Source organism: Tabrizicola sp. M-4 (genome assembly GCF_051132405.1).
In the GTDB taxonomy this organism is placed as follows: Bacteria; Pseudomonadota; Alphaproteobacteria; order Rhodobacterales; family Rhodobacteraceae; genus Paragemmobacter.
The window spans coordinates 1022255-1048137 of the sequence record NZ_CP128606.1; the positions used below are offsets into that span (position 1 = coordinate 1022255).

Annotated in this window: 26 protein-coding genes; 14 read left to right on the forward strand and 12 right to left on the reverse strand. The window is 66.5% G+C overall.

Annotated elements, in window-relative coordinates; genetic code table 11:
• Nucleotides 1-28: 28 nt before the first annotated feature.
• A complete protein-coding gene (locus TabM4_RS04925; RefSeq protein ID WP_434619272.1) occupies nucleotides 29-2002 on the forward strand; it encodes an AsmA family protein in 1974 nt (657 codons plus the stop codon).
• Nucleotides 2003-2199: 197 nt separating this feature from the next.
• On the forward strand, nucleotides 2200-3396 hold the full coding sequence (locus tag TabM4_RS04930; RefSeq protein WP_434619275.1) for an MFS transporter: 1197 nt from the start codon (nucleotides 2200-2202) through the stop codon (nucleotides 3394-3396).
• A gap of 7 nt (nucleotides 3397-3403) precedes the next feature.
• Here TabM4_RS04930 and TabM4_RS04935 read toward each other — a convergent pair whose 3' ends face one another.
• The 4 genes from TabM4_RS04935 to TabM4_RS04950 form a co-directional block, all read right to left on the reverse strand.
• Nucleotides 3404-3895, reverse strand: a complete 492-nt coding sequence (locus tag TabM4_RS04935) for a DUF1993 domain-containing protein (protein WP_434619278.1) — start codon at nucleotides 3893-3895, stop codon at nucleotides 3404-3406.
• Nucleotides 3896-4085: 190 nt separating this feature from the next.
• Nucleotides 4086-5012, reverse strand: a complete 927-nt coding sequence (gene argF / locus TabM4_RS04940) for an ornithine carbamoyltransferase (RefSeq protein WP_434619281.1) — start codon at nucleotides 5010-5012, stop codon at nucleotides 4086-4088.
• 65 nt (nucleotides 5013-5077) lie between these two features.
• Nucleotides 5078-5587 carry a GNAT family N-acetyltransferase gene (locus TabM4_RS04945; RefSeq protein ID WP_434619284.1) on the reverse strand — a complete coding sequence of 170 codons (510 nt, stop codon included), beginning with the start codon at nucleotides 5585-5587 and terminating at the stop codon, nucleotides 5078-5080.
• Nucleotides 5577-6758: an aspartate aminotransferase family protein gene (locus tag TabM4_RS04950; protein ID WP_434619287.1), complete on the reverse strand. Its 1182-nt coding sequence runs from the start codon at nucleotides 6756-6758 to the stop codon at nucleotides 5577-5579. The genes TabM4_RS04945 and TabM4_RS04950 overlap by 11 nt, the downstream gene beginning before the upstream one ends.
• Before the next feature lie 304 nt (nucleotides 6759-7062).
• On the opposite strand from TabM4_RS04950, the gene TabM4_RS04955 reads away from it, so the two are divergent.
• Entirely contained in the window at nucleotides 7063-7656 is a 594-nt protein-coding gene (locus TabM4_RS04955) for a GcrA family cell cycle regulator (protein WP_434619290.1), read from the forward strand.
• A gap of 94 nt (nucleotides 7657-7750) precedes the next feature.
• Here TabM4_RS04955 and hrpB read toward each other — a convergent pair whose 3' ends face one another.
• Nucleotides 7751-10177: an ATP-dependent helicase HrpB gene (gene hrpB, locus TabM4_RS04960; protein WP_434619293.1), complete on the reverse strand. Its 2427-nt coding sequence runs from the start codon at nucleotides 10175-10177 to the stop codon at nucleotides 7751-7753.
• 130 nt (nucleotides 10178-10307) lie between these two features.
• On the opposite strand from hrpB, the gene meaB reads away from it, so the two are divergent.
• From meaB to TabM4_RS04985, 5 genes are all read left to right on the forward strand, one after another.
• Nucleotides 10308-11309, forward strand: a complete 1002-nt coding sequence (gene meaB / locus TabM4_RS04965; protein ID WP_434619296.1) for a methylmalonyl Co-A mutase-associated GTPase MeaB — start codon at nucleotides 10308-10310, stop codon at nucleotides 11307-11309.
• Between the two features lie 240 nt (nucleotides 11310-11549).
• Nucleotides 11550-11837 carry a 50S ribosomal protein L28 gene (gene rpmB / locus TabM4_RS04970; RefSeq protein ID WP_434619299.1) on the forward strand — a complete coding sequence of 96 codons (288 nt, stop codon included), beginning with the start codon at nucleotides 11550-11552 and terminating at the stop codon, nucleotides 11835-11837.
• Nucleotides 11838-11964: 127 nt separating this feature from the next.
• Nucleotides 11965-12306 (forward strand): hypothetical protein, encoded by a 342-nt coding sequence (locus TabM4_RS04975; protein WP_434619302.1) that lies wholly within the window; start codon nucleotides 11965-11967, stop codon nucleotides 12304-12306.
• 75 nt (nucleotides 12307-12381) lie between these two features.
• Nucleotides 12382-12930 (forward strand): copper chaperone PCu(A)C, encoded by a 549-nt coding sequence (locus tag TabM4_RS04980; RefSeq protein WP_434619304.1) that lies wholly within the window; start codon nucleotides 12382-12384, stop codon nucleotides 12928-12930.
• A 55-nt stretch (nucleotides 12931-12985) separates the two neighbouring features.
• Entirely contained in the window at nucleotides 12986-13435 is a 450-nt protein-coding gene (locus TabM4_RS04985) for a low molecular weight protein-tyrosine-phosphatase (protein WP_434619307.1), read from the forward strand.
• A 4-nt stretch (nucleotides 13436-13439) separates the two neighbouring features.
• On the opposite strand, the gene TabM4_RS04990 is transcribed toward TabM4_RS04985, so the two are convergent.
• Nucleotides 13440-13754, reverse strand: a complete 315-nt coding sequence (locus tag TabM4_RS04990; RefSeq protein ID WP_434619310.1) for a hypothetical protein — start codon at nucleotides 13752-13754, stop codon at nucleotides 13440-13442.
• A 196-nt stretch (nucleotides 13755-13950) separates the two neighbouring features.
• Here TabM4_RS04990 and speB point away from each other — a divergent pair, with 196 nt between their 5' ends.
• Together speB and lepA are read left to right on the forward strand one after the other, a co-directional pair.
• Nucleotides 13951-14913, forward strand: a complete 963-nt coding sequence (gene speB, locus TabM4_RS04995) for an agmatinase (RefSeq protein WP_434619313.1) — start codon at nucleotides 13951-13953, stop codon at nucleotides 14911-14913.
• Nucleotides 14914-15080: 167 nt separating this feature from the next.
• Entirely contained in the window at nucleotides 15081-16880 is a 1800-nt protein-coding gene (gene lepA, locus TabM4_RS05000) for a translation elongation factor 4 (protein WP_434619316.1), read from the forward strand.
• Between the two features lie 182 nt (nucleotides 16881-17062).
• On the opposite strand, the gene TabM4_RS05005 is transcribed toward lepA, so the two are convergent.
• A protein-coding gene (locus TabM4_RS05005) for an IS5 family transposase (protein ID WP_434619319.1) occupies nucleotides 17063-17832 on the reverse strand; the annotation gives its coding sequence in 2 pieces (ribosomal slippage) (nucleotides 17063-17511 and nucleotides 17511-17832; 771 coding nt in all).
• 48 nt (nucleotides 17833-17880) lie between these two features.
• On the opposite strand from TabM4_RS05005, the gene TabM4_RS05010 reads away from it, so the two are divergent.
• Nucleotides 17881-19047 (forward strand): helix-turn-helix domain-containing protein, encoded by a 1167-nt coding sequence (locus TabM4_RS05010; protein ID WP_434619321.1) that lies wholly within the window; start codon nucleotides 17881-17883, stop codon nucleotides 19045-19047.
• A 55-nt stretch (nucleotides 19048-19102) separates the two neighbouring features.
• Here TabM4_RS05010 and TabM4_RS05015 read toward each other — a convergent pair whose 3' ends face one another.
• Entirely contained in the window at nucleotides 19103-19372 is a 270-nt protein-coding gene (locus tag TabM4_RS05015; RefSeq protein ID WP_434619324.1) for a hypothetical protein, read from the reverse strand.
• Nucleotides 19373-19377: 5 nt separating this feature from the next.
• A complete protein-coding gene (locus TabM4_RS05020; RefSeq protein ID WP_434619327.1) occupies nucleotides 19378-19641 on the reverse strand; it encodes a hypothetical protein in 264 nt (87 codons plus the stop codon).
• Between the two features lie 332 nt (nucleotides 19642-19973).
• On the opposite strand from TabM4_RS05020, the gene TabM4_RS05025 reads away from it, so the two are divergent.
• On the forward strand, nucleotides 19974-21497 hold the full coding sequence (locus TabM4_RS05025) for a class I SAM-dependent methyltransferase (RefSeq protein WP_434619330.1): 1524 nt from the start codon (nucleotides 19974-19976) through the stop codon (nucleotides 21495-21497).
• A gap of 39 nt (nucleotides 21498-21536) precedes the next feature.
• Here TabM4_RS05025 and TabM4_RS05030 read toward each other — a convergent pair whose 3' ends face one another.
• Complete coding sequence (locus TabM4_RS05030) at nucleotides 21537-21674, reverse strand: hypothetical protein (protein WP_434619333.1); 138 nt, start codon at nucleotides 21672-21674, stop codon at nucleotides 21537-21539.
• A gap of 240 nt (nucleotides 21675-21914) precedes the next feature.
• Between TabM4_RS05030 and parA the strand changes: the two genes are divergently transcribed.
• Complete coding sequence (gene parA, locus TabM4_RS05035) at nucleotides 21915-22541, forward strand: ParA family partition ATPase (RefSeq protein ID WP_434619336.1); 627 nt, start codon at nucleotides 21915-21917, stop codon at nucleotides 22539-22541.
• Here parA and TabM4_RS05040 read toward each other — a convergent pair.
• Nucleotides 22532-22726 carry a hypothetical protein gene (locus TabM4_RS05040; RefSeq protein ID WP_434619338.1) on the reverse strand — a complete coding sequence of 65 codons (195 nt, stop codon included), beginning with the start codon at nucleotides 22724-22726 and terminating at the stop codon, nucleotides 22532-22534. The two genes, parA and TabM4_RS05040, sit on opposite strands and share 10 nt — an antisense overlap.
• A gap of 251 nt (nucleotides 22727-22977) precedes the next feature.
• On the opposite strand from TabM4_RS05040, the gene TabM4_RS05045 reads away from it, so the two are divergent.
• Complete coding sequence (locus tag TabM4_RS05045) at nucleotides 22978-23601, forward strand: NYN domain-containing protein (protein WP_434619341.1); 624 nt, start codon at nucleotides 22978-22980, stop codon at nucleotides 23599-23601.
• Here the strand turns inward: TabM4_RS05045 and uvrB are convergent.
• Nucleotides 23598-25775, reverse strand: a complete 2178-nt coding sequence (gene uvrB / locus TabM4_RS05050) for an excinuclease ABC subunit UvrB (protein ID WP_434619343.1) — start codon at nucleotides 25773-25775, stop codon at nucleotides 23598-23600. The two genes, TabM4_RS05045 and uvrB, sit on opposite strands and share 4 nt — an antisense overlap.
• Between the last annotated feature and the right edge of the window lie 108 nt (nucleotides 25776-25883).

The window sequence follows — 25883 nt, forward strand, 5'->3', positions numbered from 1 at the left end:
GGCGTGTCAGCATGATTTGGGGGCTGTGATGCGGTGGCTGTTGCGGATATTGGGCGTGCTGGCGGCGCTGGTCGTGCTGGGGGCTGTGGCGTTGCTCCTGATCCCGTCGGATCGGGTGGCGGCGCTGGCGGTGCAGCAGTTCGAGAAGGCCACGGGGCGGCAATTGACCATCGAGGGGGGGGTGACCCCCACGCTCTGGCCCGTGCTGGGGGTGGAGACGGGGCGGATCGAGATCTCCAATGCCGCATGGTCCGAGGACGGGCCGATGCTGGTTGCCGATGCGATGGCGATCGGGATCGATGCCAATGCGCTTTGGGGCGGGGAGGTCAGGATCACGGGGCTGGAACTGACGCGGCCCGAGATCCTGATCGAACAGGGCGAGGAGGGCGTGGGCAACTGGGTCTTCGGCGGGGCGCAGGGGGGCACGGCGACGGCAGACATGGCCGGGGCGGATACGCCCTTCACGCTGGATCTGGGTGTGATCCGGGATGGCAGCATCGGCTATATCGACCATGCGACGGGCCGGGCGGTGCAGTTGACGGGGGTGAACCTCGAGGCGCGGCTGGCCGATTACGAGGGGCCGCTGGAGGTTGCGCTGACGGCCGAGACGGCGGGGCAGCCGGTGACGGTGGAGCTTTCGCTGGGGGAGTTCCGCACGGCCTATGAAGGGGGCGTGTCGCCCGTCACGCTGCAGGCCGGGGTGGGGGCGGCGGAGATGTCCTTCGAGGGGCGTGCGGGCCTGATGCCCGCAGGCGCGGAGGGGCGGCTGGAGGCGGATCTGGCGGATCTGGCGGCGGTTTCTGCCCTGCTGGGGATGGACCGGCCCGACCTGCCGCAGGGCTTCGGGGCGCGGAATGTGGCGGTTGCGGGGGATGTGACCCTGACCGGGGCCGGATCGGTGCATCTGCGCGAGGGGCGGATCGTTCTGGACGGCACCGCGATCACCGGCGATCTGGACCTGACGCCGGGGGAGGCGCGGCCGAAACTGGTGGCGCGGCTGGCCACGGGCGATCTGGCCATCGCCGAGAATGTGGCGGGCGGCAGCGGTGCGGGCGAGGGCGGGGGCGATGTCGCCACGGCGGGCTGGTCGGACCGGCCCATCGATGTCTCGGCGCTGGGGGTGATGGATGCGGAACTGTCGCTGCGGGCGGCGTCGCTGGACCTCGGGGCGGTGAAGCTTGGCCCGGTTGCGGCCTCGGTCACGGTGGACCGCGCGCGGGCGGTGGTGACGCTCTCCGATGTGGGGGCCTATGGCGGCACGGTGGCGGGGCAATTCGTGGTGAACGGGCGGCAGGGCCTTTCGGTGGGGGGCGACCTTGCCTTTCGCGAGATCAGCCTGCAGCCGATGCTTTCGGACCTGATGGGCTATGAGCGGCTGATCGGGACTGGTGACCTGACGCTGGATTTCCTTGGCGCGGGCAATTCGGTGGCGGCGATCATGCGCAGCCTGTCGGGTTCGGGGGTGGTGAACCTTGGCCGGGGGGAGATCCTCGGGCTGGACATTCCGGGGATGATCCTGCGGCTGGACACGGGCTATGTCGGCGAGGGGCAGAGCACGGTCTTCGACAGCCTGTCGGCGAGTTTCGACATCGACGGGGGGGACCTGTTCAACCGCGACCTGCTGCTGGCGGGGCCCCTGATCCGGGCCGAGGGGGCGGGGCGGATCGGGCTGGGCGCGCGGGATCTGGAATATCGCATCCGGCCCGTGGCGCTGTCGGGGGCGGATGGGACGGGGGGCATCGGCGTGCCCCTGTGGATCACCGGGTCATGGGCCGCGCCGAGCTTTGCGCTGGATCTGGAGGCGCTGGCGCAAGAGAACCTGAAGGACGATGCCAAGGCGCTGGAGGATGACCTGAAGGCGAAGGCGGCGGCGGAGCTGGAGCAGCAGGAGGGCGAGAGCCTCGAGGATGCGGCGAAGCGGAAGCTGGAAGAGCAGTTGAATCAGGAACTGGGCGAGGGGGCCGGGGGGCTGCTGCTGGACCTGCTGGGGGGCGGGAACTAAGGGGGTAGCGCCCGAAAGGGGGCGATTTTTCTGCGAAAAATCGATTGGGCCCCGCGAGCGGGGCCCGGAATTTTCGCAGAAAATTCGTGCTCCCTGCGCCGCGGTGAAATGCGCCGAAATGAAACGTCAACCAAGGCCCCTTCCGCCCGTCCCGGCAAAGGTCTATGGCATCTGTAACGTTTACGGAGCCGCTTTCCATGACCGATATCCAAGCCGCGCGCCGGGGCCGTTGGGCCGTGGCGGCCATGTTCCTTGCCAATGGGTTCACCATGGGGGCATGGGCGCCGCAGATCCCGCTCCTGCTGCCGCGCCATGACATCAGCGAATTCACGCTGGGCCTGCTCATCCTCGCGCTGGGCCTTGGGGCGGTGGGGGCGATGCTCTTCGCGGGGCGCCTGATCGCGCGCTTCGGCTCGCAGGCGGTGCTGCGGGCCTTCGCCCTCTCTATCGTTCCTGTCCTGCCGGCGGTCGTCTTCTCGCCCTCGCTCTGGCTGCTGACGCCCGCGATGATGCTTCTGGGGGCGATGATCGGCTGCATGGATGTCGCGATGAATGCCAGTGCGGTGGAGGTGGAGCGCAAGCTGGGCCGGGCGATCATGTCGTCGTCGCACGGGTTCTGGAGCCTTGGCGGCTTCTTCGGCGGCGCGCTGGGCGGCTGGCTCATCGCCCATTGGGGGGCCGAGGGGCAGGCGCTCTGGGCGGCGACGGTGGCGGCGATCCTCGTCATCGTGGCGATGCCGCATGTGCTGCCCGATGCCCCCGCGCCGCGTGCCGAAGGGGACGCCGCGCCCAAGACCGCGCTCTTGCCGCGGGATCCGGCGATCTGGCTTCTGGGCATCCTCGCGCTGTTCTCCATGGTGCCGGAGGGGGCGGTGCTGGACTGGGCGGCGCTTTACCTGCAGCAGGAACTGGGGTCGGACGTGGCGCGGTCGGGGCTGGCCTTCGCCTTCTTCTCCGGCGCGATGGCGATCATGCGCTTTGCAGGGGATTCCGTGCGCAACCGCTTTGGCGCGGTGCGCACCCTGCGCTGGTCCGGGCTGATCGCGGCGGCGGGGATGCTGGGCGGCGCGATGGCGCCCACGGACCTCATCGCGGTGGCCTGCTTCGCCTTTTCGGGCCTTGGCGTGGCGAACATGGTGCCCATCATGTTCTCGGCCGCGGGGAACCATCCGGGGTTGGCTCCGGGGGCGGGGATCGCGGCGGTCACGATGTTTGGCTATTCCGGCATCCTCGTCGCGCCCTCCAGCATCGGCTTCGTGGCCGAGCATGTGGGTTTCCGCTGGACCTATGGCGTGCTGGCGCTGCTCCTCGTCTTTGTCGCGTTGATGGCGGGGCGGACGGCGGCGGCGGACGGGCTGCGCCCCGTGGGGCGGGCCGCCAGCCCGGCGGAATGAGGCGGGCTCAGCCGCCCATGTAGTCGCCCTTGCCGACCTCCACCCCGTTGTGGCGCAGGATGTTGTAGGCGGTGGCGATGTGGAAGTAGAATTGCGGCAGGGAATAGAGGTTGAGGAAGACCTCGCCCTTCATCTTCACGTCGGTACCGCGCATCCTGATGGTGATGTCGCGTGTCTCAGCGCCATCGAACAGCGCAGGGTCGAACCCCGCGATATAGCCGCGCGCGGCGGCGATGCGGTCCTGCAATTCGGCGAAGGTGGTTTCCGTGTCGGGGAAGCTCTTCGGTTCCTCTCCGGCCAGCCGCGCGCAGGCGCGGGCGGCGAAGTCGCAGGAAAGCTGCACCTGTTTGATGAATGGGAACATGTCGGGGAAGAGGCGGAAGGTCAGCATCGCCTCTGGCTTGATGTTCTTGGCCGCGCAATGGGCCTCGGCCTTGGTGAGGAGCTTGGACAGGTTGCCTAGGAAGCGGTCGTAGATGGCGGCGGAGCGGTGGTGCATGGCGTGGTTCCCCTTGGGTCGGTCGGGGCGGAGGGTGGGACGGGGGCGGGGGCGTGTCAACCGAGGACCCCGCCGGTGGGCGCGCGCGTCAGGCCGGGCCGGGTGCCACGGGCCGGACCTGACCAATGCGCTTCGCGGACGGAAAGGCTGCCGTAGGGCGGGGTTCACCCCGCCACTACGGAAACCACCCTCAAACCCCCAGACACCAGCGCATGATCGCCTTTTGCGCGTGCAGCCGGTTCTCCGCCTCGTCGAAGATCACCGAATGCGGACCGTCCATCACCGCGCTCGTCGCCTCGTCATTCCGATGCGCGGGGAGGCAATGCATGAACAGGCTGTCGGGCTTGGCGCGGCTCATCAGCTGTTCGTTGACCTGATAGGGGCGCAGCTGGTTGTGCCGCCGCTCCTTGGCGGATTCCGGATCGTGCATCGACACCCATGTGTCGGTCACCACCAGATCCGCCCCCTCCACCGCCGTGAAGGGATCGCGCTGGATCGTGACCTTCGACCCCTTTTCGCGGGCGAACTGGACGAACTTGTCTTCCGGGTCCAGCGTCTCGGGCCCCGTGAAGGTGAAGTCAAAGCCGAACTGCCCCGCCGCATGCAGGAAGGAGGCGCAGACGTTGTTGCCGTCGCCGCACCACACCACCTTGCGCCCGCCGATGGGGCCGCGATGCTCCTCATAGGTCATCACATCGGCCATGATCTGGCAGGGATGGGTGCGGTTGGTCAGGCCGTTGATCACCGGCACCGTGGCATGTTCGGCCATCTCGAGCAGCGTCGCCTCCTCGAAGGTGCGGATCATGATGAGGTCGACATAGCGTGACAGCACGCGGGCGGTATCCGCGATCGTCTCGCCATGGCCCAGCTGCATCTCCTTGCCCGAAAGCACCATCGTCTCGCCGCCCATCTGGCGCACGCCCACGTCGAAGGAGACGCGGGTGCGGGTGGAGGGCTTTTCGAAGATCAGTGCGACCATGCGCCCCTTGAGCGGCGTGTCATCGTCCGGCGAACCCTTCGGGCGGCCGTTCCGTGCGGTTTTCATCGCATGGGCCGTGTCGATCATGGATCTGAGTTCGGCGGCATCGGTCTTGTGGATGTCGAGGAAGTGCTTCATGTCATTCCGTTTCTCTGGGGCGGAGGCCCCGGGGGCTGTCTGCCCCCGGACCCCCGAGGGTATTTTCACCAAGACGAAGGGGTGGGGTCGTATTGCATCACCAGCGCGGGCTTGCCTTCTTCGTTGGTGGCGAGGCCGCGCGGGGTGAAGCCCGCTCGTCGGTAGGCGCGGACGGCGCGTTCGTTGTCGGGGCTGGGGTCGATGACCACGGCCGTGACCCCTTCGGCGAGAAGTTCGCCGCAGCGCTGGCGCAGGTAACGGGCGGCATGGCCCCGACCGAGGAAGGCGGGGTCGCCGAGGAAGGTGTCCACCGCGCGCGTGCCGTCCGGGAAATCCGCGTAATGCGGCATGGGCCAGTGATGGGCGGGATAGTCCTGCACATAGGCGAAGGGCTGTCCGGCGAGGGCTACCAGCCGCATGTCGGTCGGTCCCGTGTCGATATCCTCGTCGATCATGGCGATCTCGTCCTCCGGGTCGCCCCACCAGGCGCGGACATGGGGCTGGGCGAGCCAGCCCCGCATCAGCGGATACTCCGCGCGGGTCAGGCGCGGGAAGGTGTAGCCCTCATGCGGCATCGGCCTTCACCCGCGCGGCGGCCCGGTCCAGCCGCGCCAGCGCCTCGGAGATGTCGGCATCCGCGATGTTCAGCGCGGGCAGGAGGCGGATCACGTTATCCGCCGCGGGGACCGTCAGCAGGTGTTCGGCATAGGCGGCCTTGACCACTTCGGTGTTCGTGGCCTTGCACTTGAGCCCCAGCATAAGCCCCTGCCCCCGCACGCCCTCGAACACTTCGGGGTGCGAGGCGACAAGCCCCTCCAGCCCCTGCCGGAACCGCGCGCCCTTGGCACCCACGGCATCGAGGAAGGCACCGTCCGCCACGATCTCCACCACCTTGGCCCCCACCGCGCAGCCCAGCGGGTTGCCGCCATAGGTGGAGCCATGCGTGCCCGCCACCATGCCGACCGCCGCCGCCTCGGTCGCCAGCACGGCCCCCAGCGGGAAGCCCCCGCCGATCCCCTTGGCCACCATCATGATATCCGGCGTCACGCCCGCCCATTCATGCGCGAACAGCTTACCCGTCCGCCCCATGCCGCATTGCACCTCGTCGAAGACCAGCAGCGCCCCGGTCGCGTCGCAGAGATCGCGCAAGCCTTTCAGGCAGGCATCGGGCAGGGTGCGGATGCCACCCTCGCCCTGTATGGGCTCGATCATCACCGCCGCCGTCTTCCCGGTCACCGCCGCCCGCAGCGCGTCATGGTCGCCGAATTTCAGATGGGTGAAGCCGGGCATCAGCGGGCCGAAGCCCTTGACCATCTTCTCCGACCCCGCCGCCGAGATGGCACCGGTGGACCGCCCGTGGAACGACCCTTCGAAGGTGACGATCTCCACCCGCTCGGGCTGGCCCTTCTCGTACCAGTGCTTGCGGACCATCTTGATGGCGAGTTCCGCGGCTTCCGTCCCGGAATTGGTGAAGAAGACCGTGTCAGCGAAGGTGTTCTCCACCAGCAGGTCCGCCAGCCGCTCCTGTTCGGGGATGCGATACAGGTTCGACACATGCCACAGCTTGCCCGCCTGTTCCGTCAGCGTGGCGACCAGCGCCGGATGCGCGTGCCCCAGCGCGTTCACCGCGATCCCCGCGCCGAGGTCGAGGTATCGCGTCCCGTCCTCTGCCGTGAGCCATGAGCCCTCGCCCTTGGTGAAGGCGATGGGGGCGCGGTTGTAGGTCGGCAGGACGTGCGGGATCATGGGATATGTCCTTGGAAGCGAAGCCATAGCCGTAAAGGCGGCAGGCGGGGGGTGTCAACTTGGGAAGGGGATGCCACGCGCGCGGGCATGGCGGAGCGTCCGGCGCGTCAGCGTCGGCGTCGGGGCAGCGCGAAGGGGGCGGTGCGGGCGCTCATGCCCTGGGGCATAGAGGAAAAGCGCAGGCAGGGCAAGCGCAGCGGCACATCCCCCCGGTCGCCTTCCCCGCTTGATCTTCGCGCCCCCCGCTTGTATCCCGCGCCGTCCCGTCTAGAATGGCGGCGAGAGATCCATCAAAGGGGTTGCCATGTCCTGGACCGACGAGCGCGTCGAGACGCTCAAGCGCATGTGGGCCGAAGGCCAGTCGGCCAGCCAGATCGCCAAGGAACTGGGCGGCGTCACGCGGAATGCCGTGATCGGCAAGGTCCACCGCCTCGGCCTGTCGAACCGCGTCGCGGGCGGCAAGGAGGATGAGGACGACACCCCCGTCGCCACGGCCAAGTCCGAACCGCGCCCGGAACCGGCCGCCACGCGGCCCGAACCGGCGGCGCGCCCGGTAGCGGCGGAACGCCCGGCCCCGGCGCCGGCACCGGCCTCCAACGTCACCGCCCTGCCCATCCGCAAGGCCATCGTCCCCGCAGGCCAGCCCCTGCCGCCGCAGCCTTCCGCCAACGAGATCAGCCCCGAAGCACTGGCCTCGGTGCGCGAGGTCGAAAAGCGGGCGCGCAAGCTCACGCTGATGGAGTTGACCGAACGCACCTGCAAATGGCCCATCGGCGATCCGGCGACCGAGGATTTCTGGTTCTGCGGCCTGCCATCGCTGCCCGGCAAGCCCTATTGCGAGGCCCATGTCGGCGTGGCCTTCCAGCCGATGAGCGCGCGGCGCGACCGCCGCCGCTGAGTAAGGCGCTGCCGTCTGGCAGTGCGAATTTTCTGCGAAAATTCGGGGCCCCGCTTGCGGGGCCCTTTCGATTTTTCGCAGAAAAATCGTGGGCTCAGGTGCCGCGCGGCTTGGCGCGCAGGGTGGGTTCGGCCTGTGTCGGGTCCTCGGGCCATGGGTGCTTGGGATATTGGCCGCGCATGTCCTTCCTGACATCGGCATAGGAAGTTGCCCAGAAGCGCGGCAGGTCCATCGTCACCTGTACCGGGCGCTGGCCCGGTGACAGCAGCGTGATGCGCAGCGGTTTGCGGTCCGCCCCGACCACGGGGTGTACGGTGACGCCGAAGAGTTCCTGAAGGCGGATTTCGATCGAAGGCGCCTCGCCTTCGTAATCGATCGGCACGCGGCGGCCGAGCGGGGTTTCGAAATGCGGCGGCGCGATGCGATCCAGCGTCTGGGTCTGGTCCCATGAGAGCATGGCGCGCAGCGTCTCGGTCAGGTCGAGGGCGCGGAGGTCGGCTTCGGTGCGGGCGCGGCCCATGTGGGGGAGGAGCCAGTCGTCCAGCATCTCCATCAGCGCGGCGTCGGACATGTCGGGGAAGGTATCGCCCGTGCCGCGTGCGAGCATGACGCGGGCGCGGAAGCGGCGGGCGGAGGCGGTCCAGGGCAGGCCGATCTGGCGCAGGCCGTCGAGGGCGGCGCGGGCGACCGCTTCCTCGGGCGCGTCGGGCCATGTGCGGTCGTCCAGCACCAGCGCGCCGAGGCGTTCCTGGCGGCGGGCCAGCACGCGCCCCTCTCGCCGGGACCATTCGCAGAGGTCCTGCCAGCGGATGCGCGGGGCGAAGAGGGCGCGGAGTTCGGCCTCGGATATCGCGACGGCCTGACGGACCTGCGCCTCGCGCGGGTCGCCGTCGAGGTCGGTCGCCACGATCAGACGCGCGCCGGAGAGGGGGAGGCCGGAGGCCATCGCCGCGCCCTTGCCACCCGACAGCACCCAGCGCGGCGCGTCGCCCTTGCGGCGCAGGCCGATGCGGTCAGGGTATGCGAGGGCTGCCATCTGGGCGGGGGAGAGGTCGTCGCGTTCGCCGTCAGGTATGGCGCGGGCGAGGCGCTTCGCCTCGTCCCGGATGCGGTCGATGGTGGGGCGGTGGGCCTGTGGCGGCGGGCGGTCTATGGCCTTCAGCCGTTGCAGAAGGTCGGGCGGTTCGCCGCGCAGCGGGTCGCGTTCGGCCAGAAGGGCGGCGAGGGGGGCGGCCTTCGGCCCCGCTATGGCCAGCATGTGGCCAAGGCGGGGATGCAGGGGTAGGGCCGCCAGCCTGCATCCGTGATCGGTGATGCGGCCCACATCGTCCAGCGCGCCGAGGTCGGCGAGCAAGCTGCGCGCCTCGGCCAGCACGCCGGGATGCGGGGGCGTCAGGAAGGGCAGGTCGGCAGAGCCCCAGAGGGCGAGTTCGAGGGCGAGGGGGGTGAGGTCCGCCGCCTCGATCTCGGCGGGCGGGAAGGGGGAGAGGCCGCCTTCCTCTCCCTTCGTCCAGAGTCGGTAGCAGGTGCCGGGGGCGACGCGGCCCGCGCGGCCGCGGCGCTGTTCGGCCTCGGCCTTGGTCACGCGTTCGGTGATCAGGCGCGACATGCCCGACGGCGCATCGAAGCGGGCGCGGCGGGCGCGGCCGCCGTCCACCACGGTGCGGATGTCGGGGATGGTCAGGGAGGTTTCGGCGATGGAGGTGGCGAGGACGATCTTCCTCCCCGCGACCGGGGCCAACGCCGCGCGCTGAGCGGCGAAGTCCATCGCGCCGAAGAGGGGTTTGACGGTGACACCTGCTGTAAGGGGGCCGAGCGCGGCTTCGGTGCGGCGGATCTCGCCCTCGCCGGGGAGGAAGACGAGGATGCCGCCTTCGGTCGTTTCCTCCAGCGCCTGACGGATGAGGTTGGCCACGGCGGCTTCGTAGCGGAGCGAGGTATCGGGCGGGCGGGGCAGCCAGCGGGTTTCCACCGGGAAGGCGCGGCCTTCGGAGGTGACGAGGGGGGCGTCGCCCATCAGGCGGGCGACGGGGGCGGCGTCCAGTGTGGCGGACATGGCGATGAGGGTCAGGTCCTCGCGCAAGGCCGCGCGGATCTCGAGGCAGAGGGCGAGGCCGAGATCGGCGTTGAGGGAGCGTTCGTGGAACTCGTCGAAGATCACCGCGCCGATGCCGTCGAGCGAGGGGTCGGTCTGGATCATCCGCGTCAGGATGCCTTCGGTGACGACTTCGATGCGGGTGGCGCGGCTGACCTTCGCCTCGCCCCTTATGCGGTAGCCGACGGTCGCGCCCACGGCCTCCCCCAGCGTTTCGGCCATGCGCTCCGCGGCGGCGCGGGCGGCGAGGCGGCGGGGTTCCAGCATGACGATGCGGCCTTGGATCAGGCCGGAGGCGAGGAGGTCGAGCGGGACGCGGGTGGTCTTGCCCGCGCCGGGGGGGGCCTGCAGCACGGCCATGCCCCGCGCGGCGATGGCGGCGCGGAGCGCGGGCAGGGCGTCGTCGATGGGAAGCGAGTCGGTCATGCGGTTCTTATCGGGGGCAGGTGGGGGGATGGGCAAGCCGGGCGCGACGGGGGGCGCCCGCGTGGCCAGCCCGCTCTGGCATCCGGCGGCCCTGTCGGGCTAGACAGGGACAAAGCGACCGGAGACGGACATGACGGCACGGGAAACGGATGTGGCGGCGCTGGCCGAGGGGGTGGCGGCGGGCGAGCGCCGCGCGCTGGCCCGTGCCATCACGCTGGTGGAAAGCGGTCGCGCCGACCACCGGGCGCAGGCTCTGGACCTGCTGGCGCGGCTGCGCGCCGAAGGCAGCCCCGCGCGGGGGCGGCAGGCGCTGCGCCTTGGCCTTTCGGGGACGCCGGGGGTGGGGAAATCCACCTTCATCGAAAGCTTCGGCCTGATGCTGACCGCGCAGGGGAAGCGGGTGGCGGTGCTGGCGGTGGACCCGTCCTCGGCCCGTTCCGGCGGGTCGATCCTTGGCGACAAGACGCGGATGGAGCAATTGTCGCGCGATCCGCGTGCCTTCATCCGCCCCTCGCCCAGTCAGGCCCAGATGGGCGGCGTGGCGCGGCGCACGCGGGAGGCGGTGGCGCTCTGCGAGGCTGCGGGGTTCGATCTGGTGCTGATCGAGACGGTGGGAGTGGGCCAGTCCGAGACGGTGGTGGCGGAGCTGTGCGATCTGTTCCTGCTGCTGCTGGCCCCTGCGGGCGGGGACGAGTTGCAGGGGGTCAAGCGCGGCATCATGGAGATGGCGGACCTGATCCTCGTGAACAAGGCGGATGGCGACCTGAAACCCGCCGCGCTGCGGACCATGGCGGATTATGCGGGCGCGCTGCGCCTTCTGCGCCGCCGCCCGCAGGACCCGGAGGGGTTTCCCAAGGCGATGTGCGTCTCGGCGCTTGCGACCGAGGGGCTGGGGGTGGCCTGGGAGGAGATGACGGCGCTGGCGGAGTGGCGGCGCGCGCAGGGGCATTGGGAGGCCCGCCGCGCGGCGCAGGCGCGGCACTGGTTCGAGGAGGAGGTGCGGCAGGGGCTGCTCGCGGTGCTGGATCGGGAACCGGCGCGCGGGATGCTGCAGGGGCTGGGGCAGGAGGTGATGGCGGGTCACCTGACGCCGGAGGCGGCGGCGGCGCGCCTGCTGGGCGCGCTGCGGTGAACGGGAATCGGTCCGCTTCGGATGGGCGGTGCAGGCCCGCGCCGCGGGCCGCCGATTTTTCGCAGAAAAATCGTCCTGCCGGGGCACGATTTTTCTGCGAAAAATCCCGCCCCGACGCGGCGGTTGCGCCCAAGGGTCGCTTGACGCGGGCGGGCTTTGCCCTTACACGCCCCCAATCGAATTCGGACGCCCGGGGTGACTCGGGCCACATGTCCCGTTGACACACGAAGGAACAAGACGATGTCGCGCGTCTGCGAACTGACGGGCAAGGGCCCGATGACCGGCAATACCGTGAGCCACGCGAACAACAAGTCGCGTCGCCGCTTTCTGCCGAACCTGAACGAAGTCACGCTGATCTCGGACGTGCTGGGCCAGTCCTTCAAGCTGCGCATCTCGGCTGCCGCCCTGCGGAGCGTCGATCACCGCGGCGGGCTGGATGCCTTCCTCGCCAAGGCGAAGGATGACGAACTGTCGGCCAACGCGCTGAAGATCAAGAAGGACATCGCCAAGGCTCAGGCTGCCGCCTGATCCGGCGATCCTTGCGGATCATGGCCCCGTCGCGGATCGCGGCGGGGCCTTTCGCTTTTGCGGTCAGGGGCGGGGAGCGACGTTCCGCCCCCTTTTCTTTTCCCCGCAGCGCTTCTAGATGCAGGGCATGCTGCGTGCCCTTGCCTATGTCCTGCTGGTGCTGTGCCTGACGCTGACCTCGGTCACGTCGGCGGTGGCGCATATGCAATCGGCCGGGGCGCAGCAGATCGTCCTCTGCGGCACGCCGGGGGTGGAGCAGGTGATCACGCTGGATGCCTTCGGCAATCCGGTGGTGACGGATCATCATTGCCCCGACTGCCTTGCCGCCACGGCCGACCTTCCGGCATCACCTCCCCTGCCGCTGCGCCCCCTCACACGGGGCGAGGCGCAGCCGATGCCGCCCTTTACAATTCACCTGACCGCGCCCGAGATCGAACCGGGCGCGCGTGGACCCCCGGCCCGCCTCTGATCGCGCGGCCCGACATGGCCCCGCGACCGACGCTGACCGAGACACGATCCGCATAACAGATTCAGGAGTGGTCCGATGACCTTTCGCATGAGCTTTGCCGCCGTGGCGGCTGTCCTTTCGCTTGCCCTTCCCCTGTCCGCCGCCGCCGAGGAACATCCCGAGGGGATGCATGTCCATGACGTCTATGCCCGCTCGAACGGGCAGGAGGGCGGCTCCGGCGCCGTCTTTTTCATGATCCACAACAACACCGCGACCGACGACCGTCTGGTGGCCGCATCGGCCCCGGTGGCGCAGAAGGTGGAACTGCACACCCATGTCGAAAACGCCGATGGCGTCATGCAGATGGTCCAGATCGAGGGCGGCATCGCCCTTCCGGCGGGAGAGATGCACGAACTCGCCCGCGGGGGGGATCACGTCATGCTGCTGGGCCTGACGCAGGTTCTGAAGGATGGCGACACCTTCCCGCTGACTCTGACCTTCGAACAGGCGGGCGAGGTGACGGTGGAGGCCGTGGTCGACAACGCCCGCAAGCCGGGCGCGGGGATGATGGATCACTCCGGGCATGGCGCGGGGCATGGCGATGGCCATGATCATGGCCAGATGAGCCACGGGTCGGGTGGCTGACGCCCCGGATCGGTCCGGCTTGCCAAGGCCTGCGGGCCTTGGCACCCTTACAGGCATGACGCATCGCATCCTTTTCGTCTGCCTTGGCAACATCTGCCGTTCCCCCACCGCCGAGGGCGTCTTTCGCGCGCTGGCGGCAGAGGCGGGTCTGGCGGTCGAGGTGGACAGTTGCGGCACTGGGGGCTGGCATGCGGGAGAGCCGCCGAATCCCCCGGCGGTCGTCGCGGCGCGTCGGCGGGGCTATGACCTGACCGGCTTGCGCGCGCGGCAGATCGTTGCGGCGGATTTCACGCGCTTTGACAGGATCGTGGTGATGGATAGCGCCAATCTGCGCGATGTGCGGTCCCTGCGCCCCGTGGGCGGGGTGGAGCCGGAGCTTTTCCTGACCCATGCCCCGCAGCATGGCGAAGAGGTGCCGGACCCGTGGTACACCGGCGAATATGAGCGCGTTCTGGACATGGTCGAGGACGCGTCGCGCGGGTTGATCGCGGCGCTGAGGCGTTAGGGCATCAGCCGGCGCAATAGGCCTCGGCCGTGGCGCCGAAATTCTTGTAGCGCTCCCAGAAGGCGTCGTCATTGGCGCGTTGCGACAGCCATGTCTCATGCGCGCGGTCCGGATCGGAGAAGAAGCCCGCCGCGCGGCGCTGGTCCGATCCGCGCAGCGTCATGTCGGCGACCTGCTGGATGCAGGCGCAGAGCCTGCGGTTGGCGGCATCGCGGTCCGACCGCAGGCAGGCGCGTTCGATCGGGCCTGCAAGGACCGGTGCAGGGATCGCAGGAAGAAGAAGCGCGGCCAGCACCGCGCCGTGAAGGATGCGTTTCATCGTCTCTGCCTCTTGCCGCGTGGCCGGTGGCCCGCAGTCATGTTCTGCGCCGCAGTATGCCGATGCGGGGTGGTTTTTCAATCCGTCCGAAGGCAGGGCGGCGATCACAAATCGCTGGGTCGGGCCGGGGGCAGGGCTTGCCCGGTGGTGGGGCTTGGGGAAGGATGCGGCACGGCGGTGATGCGGGGGAGGGCGGATGATGCAGGAAACCTATTGGCCGGCCTCTTCGTCGCATCTGCCGCGCTATGCGGGGCCGGTCAGTTTCTTCCGCCTGCCGATGCTGGCCGATCCGGCGGCGGTGGATGTCGCGCTTCTTGGCCTGCCCTATGACGGTGGCACGACGAACCGGGCAGGCACGCGCCACGGCCCCCGCGCGCTGCGCGAGGCGAGCATGTTCATCCGGCCCTATCACCATGTGACGCGGCGTTCGCCCTATGAGGTGGCACGGGTGGCGGACCTTGGCGACGCCCCGATGAACCCCATCGACTTGGGCGAGGCGCTGGGCCTGATCACGGCGCATTATGCGGGGCTGCATGCGGCGGGTGCGGTGCCCCTGACGGCTGGCGGCGATCATCTGATCACCCTGCCCATCCTGCGCGCGCTGGCCAAGGAGGGCCCGGTGGGGCTGATCCAGTTCGACGCGCATTCCGATACGAATGACAGCTATTTCGGGGGGCACCGCTTCACCCACGGCACGCATGTGCGGCGCGGGATCGAGGAGGGGCTGATCGACCCGAAGCGCTGCGTGCAGATCGGGATACGCGGCACGCGCTATGCCCCGGACGGGACGGATTTCGCCAAGGAGGCCGGGGTGACGACGCTCTATATCGAAGATGTCTACCGTCTGGGCATTCCCGGCGTGATCGAGACGGCGCGGCGGGTGGTGGGGCAGGGGCCCGCCTACCTGACCTTCGACGTGGACGGGATCGACCCCGCCTTCTGCCCCGGCACCGGCACGCCCGAAGTGGGCGGTTTCACCGTGCATGAGGCGCAGGCGATGGTGCGGGGTCTTGCGGGGCTGGACCTGATCGGGGCGGATGTGGTGGAGGTTGCGCCGCCCTTCGACGCGTCGGGCAATACCGCGCTGGTGGGGGCCACGATGATGTTCGAGATCCTCTGCCTGCTGGCCGATGCCCATGCCGCGCGGCGTGGCGGCTGAGGCGGTCGCGGGGGCCGGGGCGATGGTGGGGAGGCCGCCTTTCCCCGGCTTTCGGCGGGTGCGCGGGGGTGGTTTGCGGCGCATGGGTATTTGGGCCGAGACGAAGGGGCATCGCGGCGCTTTTCGGGGGCTTTCCGACCCTTGTGGGAAAGGCTATATGCCCCGCCATGACCCAGCTTGACCGTATCCGCAATTTCTCCATCGTGGCCCATATCGACCACGGCAAATCCACCCTCGCCGACCGGCTCATCCAGATGACCGGGACGGTGGCTGCGCGCGACATGAAGGCGCAGATGCTGGACAGCATGGATATCGAACGCGAACGCGGGATCACCATCAAGGCGAACACGGTGCGGATCGAATATCCTGCCAAGGATGGGAACACCTATATCCTGAACCTGATCGACACGCCCGGACATGTCGACTTCGCCTATGAGGTCAGCCGGTCCATGCGCGCCGTCGAAGGGTCGCTGCTGGTGGTGGACGCCTCGCAGGGGGTGGAGGCGCAGACGCTGGCGAACGTGTACCAAGCCATCGACGCGGGCCACGAGATCGTGCCCGTGCTGAACAAGATCGACCTGCCCGCCGCCGACCCCGACCGGGTGAAGGAGAATATCGAGGATGTGATCGGGCTGGATGCCAGTGACGCCATCCCGATTTCCGCCAAGACCGGGCTGGGGATACCGGATGTGTTGGAGGCGATCGTGCATCGCCTGCCCGCGCCGCAGGGCGACCGCGACGCGCCGCTGAAGGCGATGCTGGTGGACAGTTGGTATGACGCCTATCTGGGCGTCGTCGTCATGATCCGCGTCATGGACGGCGTCATCCGCAAGGGCGACCGCGTGAAGATGATGCAGACCGGCGCGGTCTATGGCATCGACAAGCTGGCCGTGCTGAAACCCCAGATGGTGGACATCGCCGAACTGGGGCCGGGGGAGATTGGCGTTCTTACCGCCTCCATCAAGCAGGTCCGCGACACACGGGTGGGCGACACCATCACCCATGAACGCAAAGGGTGCGACACGCCGCTGCCGGGGTTCAAACCCGCGCAGCCGGTGGTGTTCTGCGGGCTTTTCCCGGTGGACGCCAATGATTTCGAGGCGCTGCGCGATGCCATCGAGAAGCTGGCGCTGAACGACGCGTCTTTCAGCTATGAGATGGAAACCTCTGCCGCGCTGGGCTTCGGCTTCCGCTGCGGCTTCCTCGGCCTTTTGCACCTTGAGGTGATCCGTGACCGGCTGGAGAGGGAATATGACCTCGACCTGATCACCACCGCGCCCTCGGTCGTGTTCAAGCTGCACATGAAGGATGGCGAGGTGCGCGATCTGCACAACCCCGCCGACATGCCCGACCTGACCTATGTCGACCATATCGAAGAGCCGCGCATCAAGGCCACGATCATGGTGCCGGACGAATATCTGGGCGATATCCTGAAACTCTGTCAGGACCGCCGGGGCATCCAGTTGAACCTGACCTATGCGGGCAACCGCGCCATGGTGGAATATGACCTGCCGCTGGCCGAGGTGGTCTTCGACTTCTACGACCGGCTGAAATCGGTGACCAAGGGCTATGCGAGCTTCGACTACCAGATTTCCGAATATCGCGAGGATCATCTGGTCAAGATGTCCATCCTCGTGAACGAGGAGCCGGTGGACGCGCTTTCCATGATGGTCCACCGCGACCGGGCCGAGATGCGGGGCCGCGCGATGGTGGAAAAGCTGAAGGAGCTGATCCCCCGCCACATGTTCAAGATCCCGATCCAGGCGGCCATCGGCGGCCGCGTCATCGCGCGCGAGACGTTGAGCGCGATGCGCAAGGACGTGACGGCCAAGTGCTATGGCGGCGACGCGACGCGGAAGCGGAAACTGTTGGACAAGCAGAAGGCCGGGAAAAAGCGGATGCGCCAGTTCGGCAAGGTGGAGATCCCGCAGGAGGCGTTTATTTCGGCGTTGAAGATGGATGATTGAGGCGGTTGTAAACCCGTTCGCAACAACGCAAGCTAACTTAGTTTGACGTTATATCGCAGGTGGCAAAGTGAGCGGAGAAGGTCTGTTTTCAAAGAACAAGCTGGACGACTTTAGAGACCTTTTGGCAGACATAGACGCTTTTGCCGAAAGCGTCTTGCCTAGGGTCAGGACTCGTTCTCTGATCATAACCAGAACATGACGGTTGCAGCGAGGGCGACGGCGGAGAGGAAGACTTTGGGGCACCTATCGTAGCGGGTAGCTACGCGTCGCCAGTCCTTCAGTCGCCCGAACATGATCTCGATCCGGTTGCGGCGTCTGTAGCGTCGCTTGTCGTGTTTGACGGGCCTGCCACGCGACTTCCGGCCCGGGATGCAGGGCTTTATCCCTTTGTCTTTCAACGCATCTCTGAACCAATCGGCGTCATAGCCCCGGTCGGCCAAGAGCCAGTCCGCTGGAGGCAGGCTGTTCAGAAGCGCGGCCGCGCCTGTGTAATCGCTGGCCTGACCTGCCGTGATGAAGAACCGGAGCGGGCGACCCTCAGCGTCGGTGACGGCATGCAACTTGGTGTTCATGCCGCCCTTGGTTCGGCCGATCAGGCGGCCCCTGTGGTCGTTGGGTCCCCCTTTTTCGACCGCAGGCTCGTCGCCGTGCGGTGCGCCTTCAGGTAGGTCGCATCGATCATCACCGTCTTTGGTGCAGCGGCCTCAGAGGCCAGACCATCCATCATCCGGGCGAACACTCCCTTGTCACTCCACCGTTTCCAACGGTTGTAGAGGGTCTTCGGCGGACCATACTCCCGGGGTGCATCGCACCACCTCAAACCATTGCGATTGATGAAGATTATGCCGCTCAGCACGCGCCGGTCATCGACGCGAGGCTTGCCATGGCTCTTGGGGAAGAAGGGCTGAAGCCGCGCCATTTGCGCCTCGGTCAGCCAGAAAAGGTTGCTCATTGGTCAGTCTCCTTGCGGAGCCTGAATCACGCCGCAAGCGGATGATCAATGGGTCCTGACCCTAGGTTTAATCAGCACCTGTTCAACCGGATTCGTCGACAAACAGGGTCCCAAGCGCACTGGGCTGACTTGGTCGGTGTAACCCAAACAACAATTGGAAATTGGGAACGAGGCTACACCGTTCCAAATCGCTACTACCGCACGCGCCTTCGAGACGCAGCTGTCAGAACCCAGAATCAGATAGCAAAAGGTTTGGCGCACAACAAACCTCACTCTACTGTTGATATTGTAGGAACAGAGCGTAGCCTTCGCCATTCCATTCTCCGTGCGGCACTTACGGACTTCGATTTTGACTCTGATCGAAACCAGATTGTCCCAATTCCCTTCGCCGGAGATTTCGTTGCTGACTCGATTGATGAGATAACGCAGGATCGGACCGATCTGATAAAGTCACTAGCAGAGCAGGCTCGAATTATTTGTGAGTCTGTAGCCTCTGGATCGAATTTAAATGAGGCAAAGTTTATTTCGTTTCTGCAAAACTACAGGGCGGAATGTGCGAAAGATCGACCAAATCCGCGTCTCCTGAACAGACTTGGTGCGATCCTATCGCGCATGACGAACAGCGAGGACGTTCGTGGTGCGCTTAACTCGTGGGATTCAGAGGCTATTGACGGCTTTAACCGCGATCACCTTGAACTTATGCGCCTTTATTTCAAAGAGGCTCTAGCAAAAGCGCAAGAGGTCGATGGAGCACAGGTGAAGGACGTTGTTAGTGCTAGCGACGGCGCAGAGTTCCGGAATGTTGCCGAGTTGATGGACGAGGCCAAGGATCCCCAAGGAGGAAAGCTTATCGATCCGACGATCCCTACGATTCTTCGGGACATTGCAAATGAAATACGGGACCTCAATGACGCCGACATTTTTACAAATGATCCGTCAAGGAAAGAAGTTCTTCGGCGACGTAAAAGCGAAGCCTTTAAAAATGGTGGTGTTTATGTTGGTCGATTCGTCTTTTTCTCTGCCCTCATCGCCTCTATTGCACTACCGGGAGCGGAGGCCGTTCTGGCTGCGCTGGGTACAATAATCGGAATTACTGAAGCAATTTCGCCAGGTACAATTAGATCGCAGTATGAGATTTTGCGCGAGAAGTTTCCAGCGCTTCCGGCGCTTCCGACTACTCAGGCGGACGAGCAGAAAAAGGATAGGGAAGGTTAAGGCTCAAGGGGCGGTATTCGTAGTGTGGTGTTTGCCCTGGCTCACACCAACGCCATCACTTCACCTGAACCCGCCGATATTGCTTCGCCGCGCTCCGCGCCTGTCGCAGCGTGGCAGCGCTTGCGCCACGCGACAGGGCCAGCCCCGCCACGGAAGCCTTGCCCGATGCGGCTTTCGCTTCCACCGCCGTCTCGCTGCTTTCCCCCTCGGCGAGCAGCGCCCGCGCGGCGATGATCGCCTGCCGTTCCCGCTTCATCGTGAAGTGGCTGACCATGGCAATCACCAGCCCGAAGCCGCCCATGGTAAGGATCGCCATATACGCCATCACACCTACTCCACCATCTGATCCAGCCGGTTGTTACCCAGTAGATGGAAAATCGCGCCGAAGGTGCAAGACAGGATGATCAGGGGCGGGTCGAAGATCGGGCCTTGGCGGATCAGGTTGGCGACGGGGCCTGCAGTCACCACCGCGACGCCGAGGTTGTAGAAGAAACCACTCTGCGCCTTGCACTTTTCGTTCAGGATCAGCCGTCGCCGTTCGATCTGCTTTGCGCCCGTTGGGGCGTGGTGGGCTTTGCGAACATGGGCCTGCACTCGTCACGAACAAATATCGCGTGAAGTCTAGCTGGGTTGGCGCTGTTTGCAAAGAAACGTAGGGCGGGGTTCACCCCGCCACCCCGCACCGCGCCAAAGGCGGGGTGAACCCCGCCCTACGCCGTCACGTCACCCATCCCGCCCCCGCCGCGCGATCCCTTGGCCGGGGTGCCCGCGCGCGTGCAGTCCCGATTGCCATTGATTGCATGAGGCGAATGTGCAGACTGCAGCCCTGTGGCGGCTGTTGCCGCCCGCCCTGCCGCCGTTTGCCCGATGGGGCGCAGGGAGACATGTGTCGCGCGTCGGGTTGTGTGTAGAGGGTGAGTGGTTCCGTGGCCAAGGATATCCGTAAGTTCTTTTCCCTGAAGAAATGGAGTGGCGGCGGCGCCGAGACGGTCTCGGGCGCGGGGTCCACCCTTGCCTATACCGAGGACCTGCGTCCGGCGCTGGCCCGTGTGTTCCGCGAGTTGGAAATCCGCTCGGTCGTCGATGCGCCCTGCGGGGATTTCAACTGGATGAGCCGGGTCGACCTTGAAGGGATCGACTATACCGGCCTCGACATCGTCGAGGAGATCATCGCCGCGAATGAGGAAAAGTATCGCGCAGCGGGCCGGACCTTTGCGGTCGCTGATGCGACGAAGGATGCGCTTCCGGCGGCGGATATGTTGATCTGCCGCGATCTGCTGTTGCACCTGCCCTTTCGCAATATCGGCGACCTGCTGGCGAATGTGGCGAAGTCGCGCTTCGACTGGGTGCTGATCACCAGCTATGTCAACGAGAAGAACAGCGATATCCTGCGGCCCGGCCTTGCCCGGCAGGTGAACCTTTGCGCCGCGCCCTTCGGCTTTCCGCGCGGGGCGGAAACCCTGCGCATCCCCGATTGGGTGCCGGGCTTCCCCGAGCGCCATCTCGTCCTCTACCGGATGGACGCGTTCCGCGACTGCGTTGCGGCCATGGATCGGGTCGGTCCCGGTGCGGCCGCAAAGGCGCGCAGGCTGGGCGGGGGGCAGGTCCCGCCGGGTCGCGCGGTCACGCGGAAGGCCGGGGGCGGTGCTGCGGCACGGGCGGTGGCGTTTCCGGAGGTCATGCTGCCCGCCGGGCGGCATCTTCCGGCCGAGGTCCGCTCCCTTCCAGCCGGCGAATTGCGCAAGCGCTTGCCCGCTACGGTTCTGGAATATGCCTCGACCTTCGCCGATGAAGGTGCCTTGCTGGAATGCGTGCAGGCCTCGCTGCGGTCCTTCGGGTTCTACACGCGGCACAGGCCGCGCTATTGGGAATATCCCGAGATCCTGCGTCGGGTGGAGCGTGCCGCCCCGCGCGGGCCGGTCGTCGATCTTGGGGCGGGTGTATCCCCCTTGCCCGTGCTGCTGGCCGACCGGGGGTTCCGGGTCATCACGGTGGATTACAGCGACACGATCCGCGATCTCTCTCGGCCGGAGAACATGAATGAATGGGGGTTCCTGGACTATGCGCCGCTGAACCCGGCGATCCAGAGCCATAACGAGGATTTCGCGACGGCTCCGCTGCCTGCCGGATCTGTCGGGCTGATCTATTCGGTCAGCGTGGTGGAGCATATGACGGCGGCGCTGCGGTGCCGGGTGGTGCAGCGGGCCGCCGATGTGCTGGCGCCGGGTGGGCGTCTGGTGCTGACCATCGACCTGCAGCCCGGTTCGCTTGCCCTTTGGAACGTGGATCGGCGCAAGCCGGTGGAGGACCCTGCCCTGCACGGTGACCTAAACGATTTCCTCGTCGAGTTGCGGCAGGCGGGCTTTGCGGTCGAAGAGGTGCAGATCAGGCGCGCCTTGCCGGGATCGGTGACCGATATCGCCGTGCTGGAGGCGGTCCGCGGCGGCTGACGGCACGGGAGGGGCGGGGGGGCGACCCCGCCCTTGCCTTCAGAACAGCCCGTCCCCACCCTGGCTTTCCTCCACCACCGTATCCGCCACGATGGCCCCGGCCCCGGCCACCACAAGGGGCGCGCAGGCAGGGAGCGCGAGAAGCGCGAGCAACGGGACGAGGCGGGTCATGCGCATGGCGGGTCCTTTCCTGCAGTATGGGCAGAAGCTAGGGCATGGGGCTCGGTTGCGCCACCCGTACGGCGGGGTCTTGCCGCATCTGCATGGTTAACGAAACCTTGCCCCCAGCGTGCGCTGCGTGCTGACAGATTGCGGTACGGTTCGCGGCACAGCCCTCGGCACAGGCCATTCCGCCACATTGACGCGCCGCAGCATCCATGCTGCAATGCAGCATAAGGGCAGATCGGGGGGCGTCCCATGGGCCATGTCATCACCATCGCGCAGCAGAAGGGCGGGGCCGGGAAAACCACGCTGGCCGTGAACCTTGCCGTGGAATTCCTTTTGCGTGGCCAGAGGGTTGCGCTTCTGGATACCGATCCGCAGGGCAGCCTTGGCCGCTGGTTCATGGCGCGGCGCGACGGGGTGGGGGTGGAGGGGATGGATTTCTCCACCGCCAGCGCATGGGGTGTCAGCTATGAGTGCGAAAAGCTGCGCAAAACCAATGACATGGTGATCGTCGACACGCCCCCCAAGGTGGATGCCGACCTGCGCCCCGCCCTGCGCGAGGCGGATCTGGTGCTGATTCCTGTGGCCTCCAGCCATCTGGACCTCTGGGCCGTGGATGGTGTCCTTGACCTGATCCAGCGCGAGGGGCGGGCGGCGATGATCGTTCTCAACCGTTGGAAATCAGGGACGAAACTGGCCGATGAGGTGGCCCTTGCCGCCGAGGGCAAGGCCCGGATCGCCGGGGCGCGGCTTGGGTCGCGCGTGGCCTTTGCCGAGGTGCTGGGGCAGGGGCGCGGCGTGGCCGAGGGGCCGAAATCCCCGGCGCGGGCCGAGGTGGCGGCGCTGGCGGATGAGGTTCTGGCCCTGTTTCAGGGCTGAGCGCGGCCCTGCAGGATCAGCTTCCAGAAGGCGTAACCCCCCGCCGCGGCGAACAGAATCGCCCACATCGGATTACCCAGCCAAAGTTCGAACGCGGCCCAGCCCGACGGGGCCAGCACGGTGATCCAGCGCACGGTGGCGCTGCGGAACATCGGGTGATCGGGGTCGAGGAAGGGTTTCGACATGCGCGCCTCTGGGATGGTTCTTTCCCATATGGGGCAGGGCGCGGGCTTTGGCAAAGGGCGCATTCACGAAGCCTTAGGTTTTTCATGCCATGTTGGGCGAATCCGGGCGCGGGTCTTCCGGGGCAACGGATGCACGACTGTGGGGGACATGGCCTGTGGATGAGGACGGAAAATGGACCAGACCTGCCATCCTGTGGCCTTGATCGGCGGCGATGATGGAACGACTCCGAAGGATCGAAGAAATTTTCAGAATGCGAACGCCTGCCCGCCTCCTCCTCCTGTGTTTTTCGGCCATGCTTTTCAGCATGCCGAAGGCGGGTGTGCCTGCCGGGCCGGGCTTCCTTCTCGCCTCCGTCACCACGCTGGCGGCGCTGCTGATCTGGATGCAGGCGGCCTTTGCCGCGCGCTTGCCGATCCGCCGCCGTCGTCGCCGCCGAAAGCCATCGGTGGTGCAGGAACCGCGCTGGGTGGTGATCGACGGATCGAATGTCATGTTCTGGCAGGATGAGATGCCCTCTCTTTCGACCGTTTCCGCCGTGGTGGGTGAGGTGCAGCGTGCCGGGATGAAGCCGCTGGTCTGGTTCGATGCCAATGCGGGCTACAAGGTCGGGGACCGCTACATGAACCCGCGCGACCTGTCGCGGGCCATCGGCCTGTCGCGCAAGCAGGTGCGGGTTGCACCGAAAGGATCGCCCGCCGATCCGCTGCTGCTTCAGGATGCAGACAAACTGGACAGCGAGGTCGTATCGAACGACCGCTATCGCGATTGGGCGGCGTCCTATCCCCGCGTGGCCCGGCCCGGCACGCTTGTGCGTGGCAGGGTGGAGGGAGGCGCGGCCCGGCTGGACTGGCCCGCGCCCGAGGTCGCGGCCTAGCGACGCCGCTTGTTGCCGCCGCGCTGCCCCGCGCGACCGGCGGTCGACCGGCCGGACATCTTGACCGCCGCCTCTGCCGCCTCTTCCACCGCCGATTGACGGGCGAGCGGGTCATCCGCCACGGCCAGTTCCACGGCTTCCAGCCGCTTCACCTCGTCCCGCAGGCGGGCGGCCTCTTCGAATTCAAGATTCTCGGCGGCCTTGCGCATCTGGGCGCGCAGGGCATCCAGATGGGCGGCGAGGTTCGATCCGACCAGAGGCTTGTCCACCTTGGCCGTGATGCGCGACTGGTCGGTATCGCCCTGCCAGAGGCCGGCCAGCACGTCCTCGACATTCTTCTTGACCGTCTGCGGGGTGATCCCGTGTTCGATGTTGTAGGCGATCTGCTTTTCGCGGCGGCGGTTCGTTTCGGCCATCGCGCGTTCCATCGACCCGGTGATGCGGTCGGCATACATGATGACGCGGCCTTCCGCGTTGCGCGCCGCGCGCCCGATGGTCTGGATGAGCGAGGTTTCAGACCGCAGGAAACCTTCCTTGTCGGCATCCAGAATGGCCACCAGCCCGCATTCGGGGATGTCCAGACCTTCGCGCAAGAGGTTGATGCCCACCAGCACGTCAAAGGCACCCAGCCGCAAATCCCTAAGGATTTCAATGCGTTCTATGGTGTCGATATCGCTGTGCATGTAACGGATGCGGATGCCCTGTTCGTGGAAATACTCGGTCAGGTCTTCGGCCATGCGTTTGGTCAGGGTGGTGACCAGCACGCGCAGACCCTTTTGCGCGACGATGCGGATTTCCGACAACAGGTCGTCCACCTGCATCTCCACCGGACGGATTTCCACCTCGGGGTCGATCAGGCCGGTGGGGCGGATGACCTGTTCGGTGAAGACGCCGCCCGTCTGTTCCAACTCCCACGCGGCGGGCGTGGCCGAGACGAAGACGGATTGGGGGCGCATGGCGTCCCATTCCTCGAATTTCAGGGGGCGGTTGTCCATGCAGGAGGGCAGGCGGAACCCGTGTTCGGCCAGCGTGAACTTGCGCCGATAGTCGCCGCGATACATGCCGCCGATCTGGGGCACCGAGACGTGGGATTCATCGGCGAAGACGATGGCATTGTCGGGGATGAATTCGAAGAGCGTGGGGGGCGGTTCGCCCGGCGCGCGGCCCGTCAGGTAACGGGAATAGTTCTCGATCCCGTTGCAGACGCCGGTGGCCTCCAGCATCTCCAGATCGAACTGGGTGCGCTGTTCAAGGCGTTGGGCTTCCAGCAGTTTTCCCTCTTTCACCAATTGGTCGAGGCGGAGGGTGAGTTCGGCCTTTATCCCCTTGATCGCCTGCTGCATCGTTGGGCGGGGGGTGACGTAGTGGCTGTTGGCATAGATGCGGATCTGCTGGAAGGTGTCGGTCTTTGCGCCTGTCAGCGGGTCGAATTCGGTGATGGCCTCCAACTCCTCGCCAAAGAAGGAAAACCGCCATGCGCGGTCCTCAAGGTGAGCGGGCCAGACCTCCAGACTGTCGCCGCGCACGCGGAACGATCCCCGCGCGAAGGCCTGATCGTTGCGGCGGTATTGCTGCGCCACGAGTTCCGCCATGACCTTGCGCTGGTCATACATCTGCCCCGTGATCAGGTCTTGCGTCATGGCGGAATAGGTTTCCACCGACCCGATGCCGTAGATGCAGGAGACGGAGGCCACGATGATCACGTCATCCCGTTCCAGCAGCGCCCGCGTGGCCGAGTGGCGCATCCGGTCGATCTGTTCGTTGATCTGGGATTCCTTCTCGATATAGGTGTCCGAGCGCGGCACGTAGGCCTCGGGTTGATAGTAGTCGTAGTAGGAAACGAAGTATTCCACCGCGTTGTCGGGGAAGAAGCCCTTGAATTCGCCATATAATTGCGCGGCCAGAGTCTTGTTGGGCGCAAGGATGATGGCGGGGCGCTGTGTTTCCTCAATGATCTTGGCCATGGTGAAGGTCTTGCCGGTGCCCGTGGCGCCCAGAAGGACCTGATCCCGCTCGCCAGCCTGCACCCCTGCCACAAGTTCGGCGATGGCTGTGGGCTGGTCGCCCGCCGGTTTGAAGGGCGATTGCATGACAAAGCGCCGCCCGCCCTCCAGCTTTGGCCGGGTCAGGACGTCGGGGCGTTCCGTCAGGGCGTTGGCATTGTTGTGGGGCATCGTGATTCCCTCGCGGCCGGGCTGGCCTGCCAGATTTGATCTGTTTTTGTTCTTCTGCAAGCAGGCGGCAAGGGAGATTGCGAAAGGGTGAAGTTTTCGGGAACAATT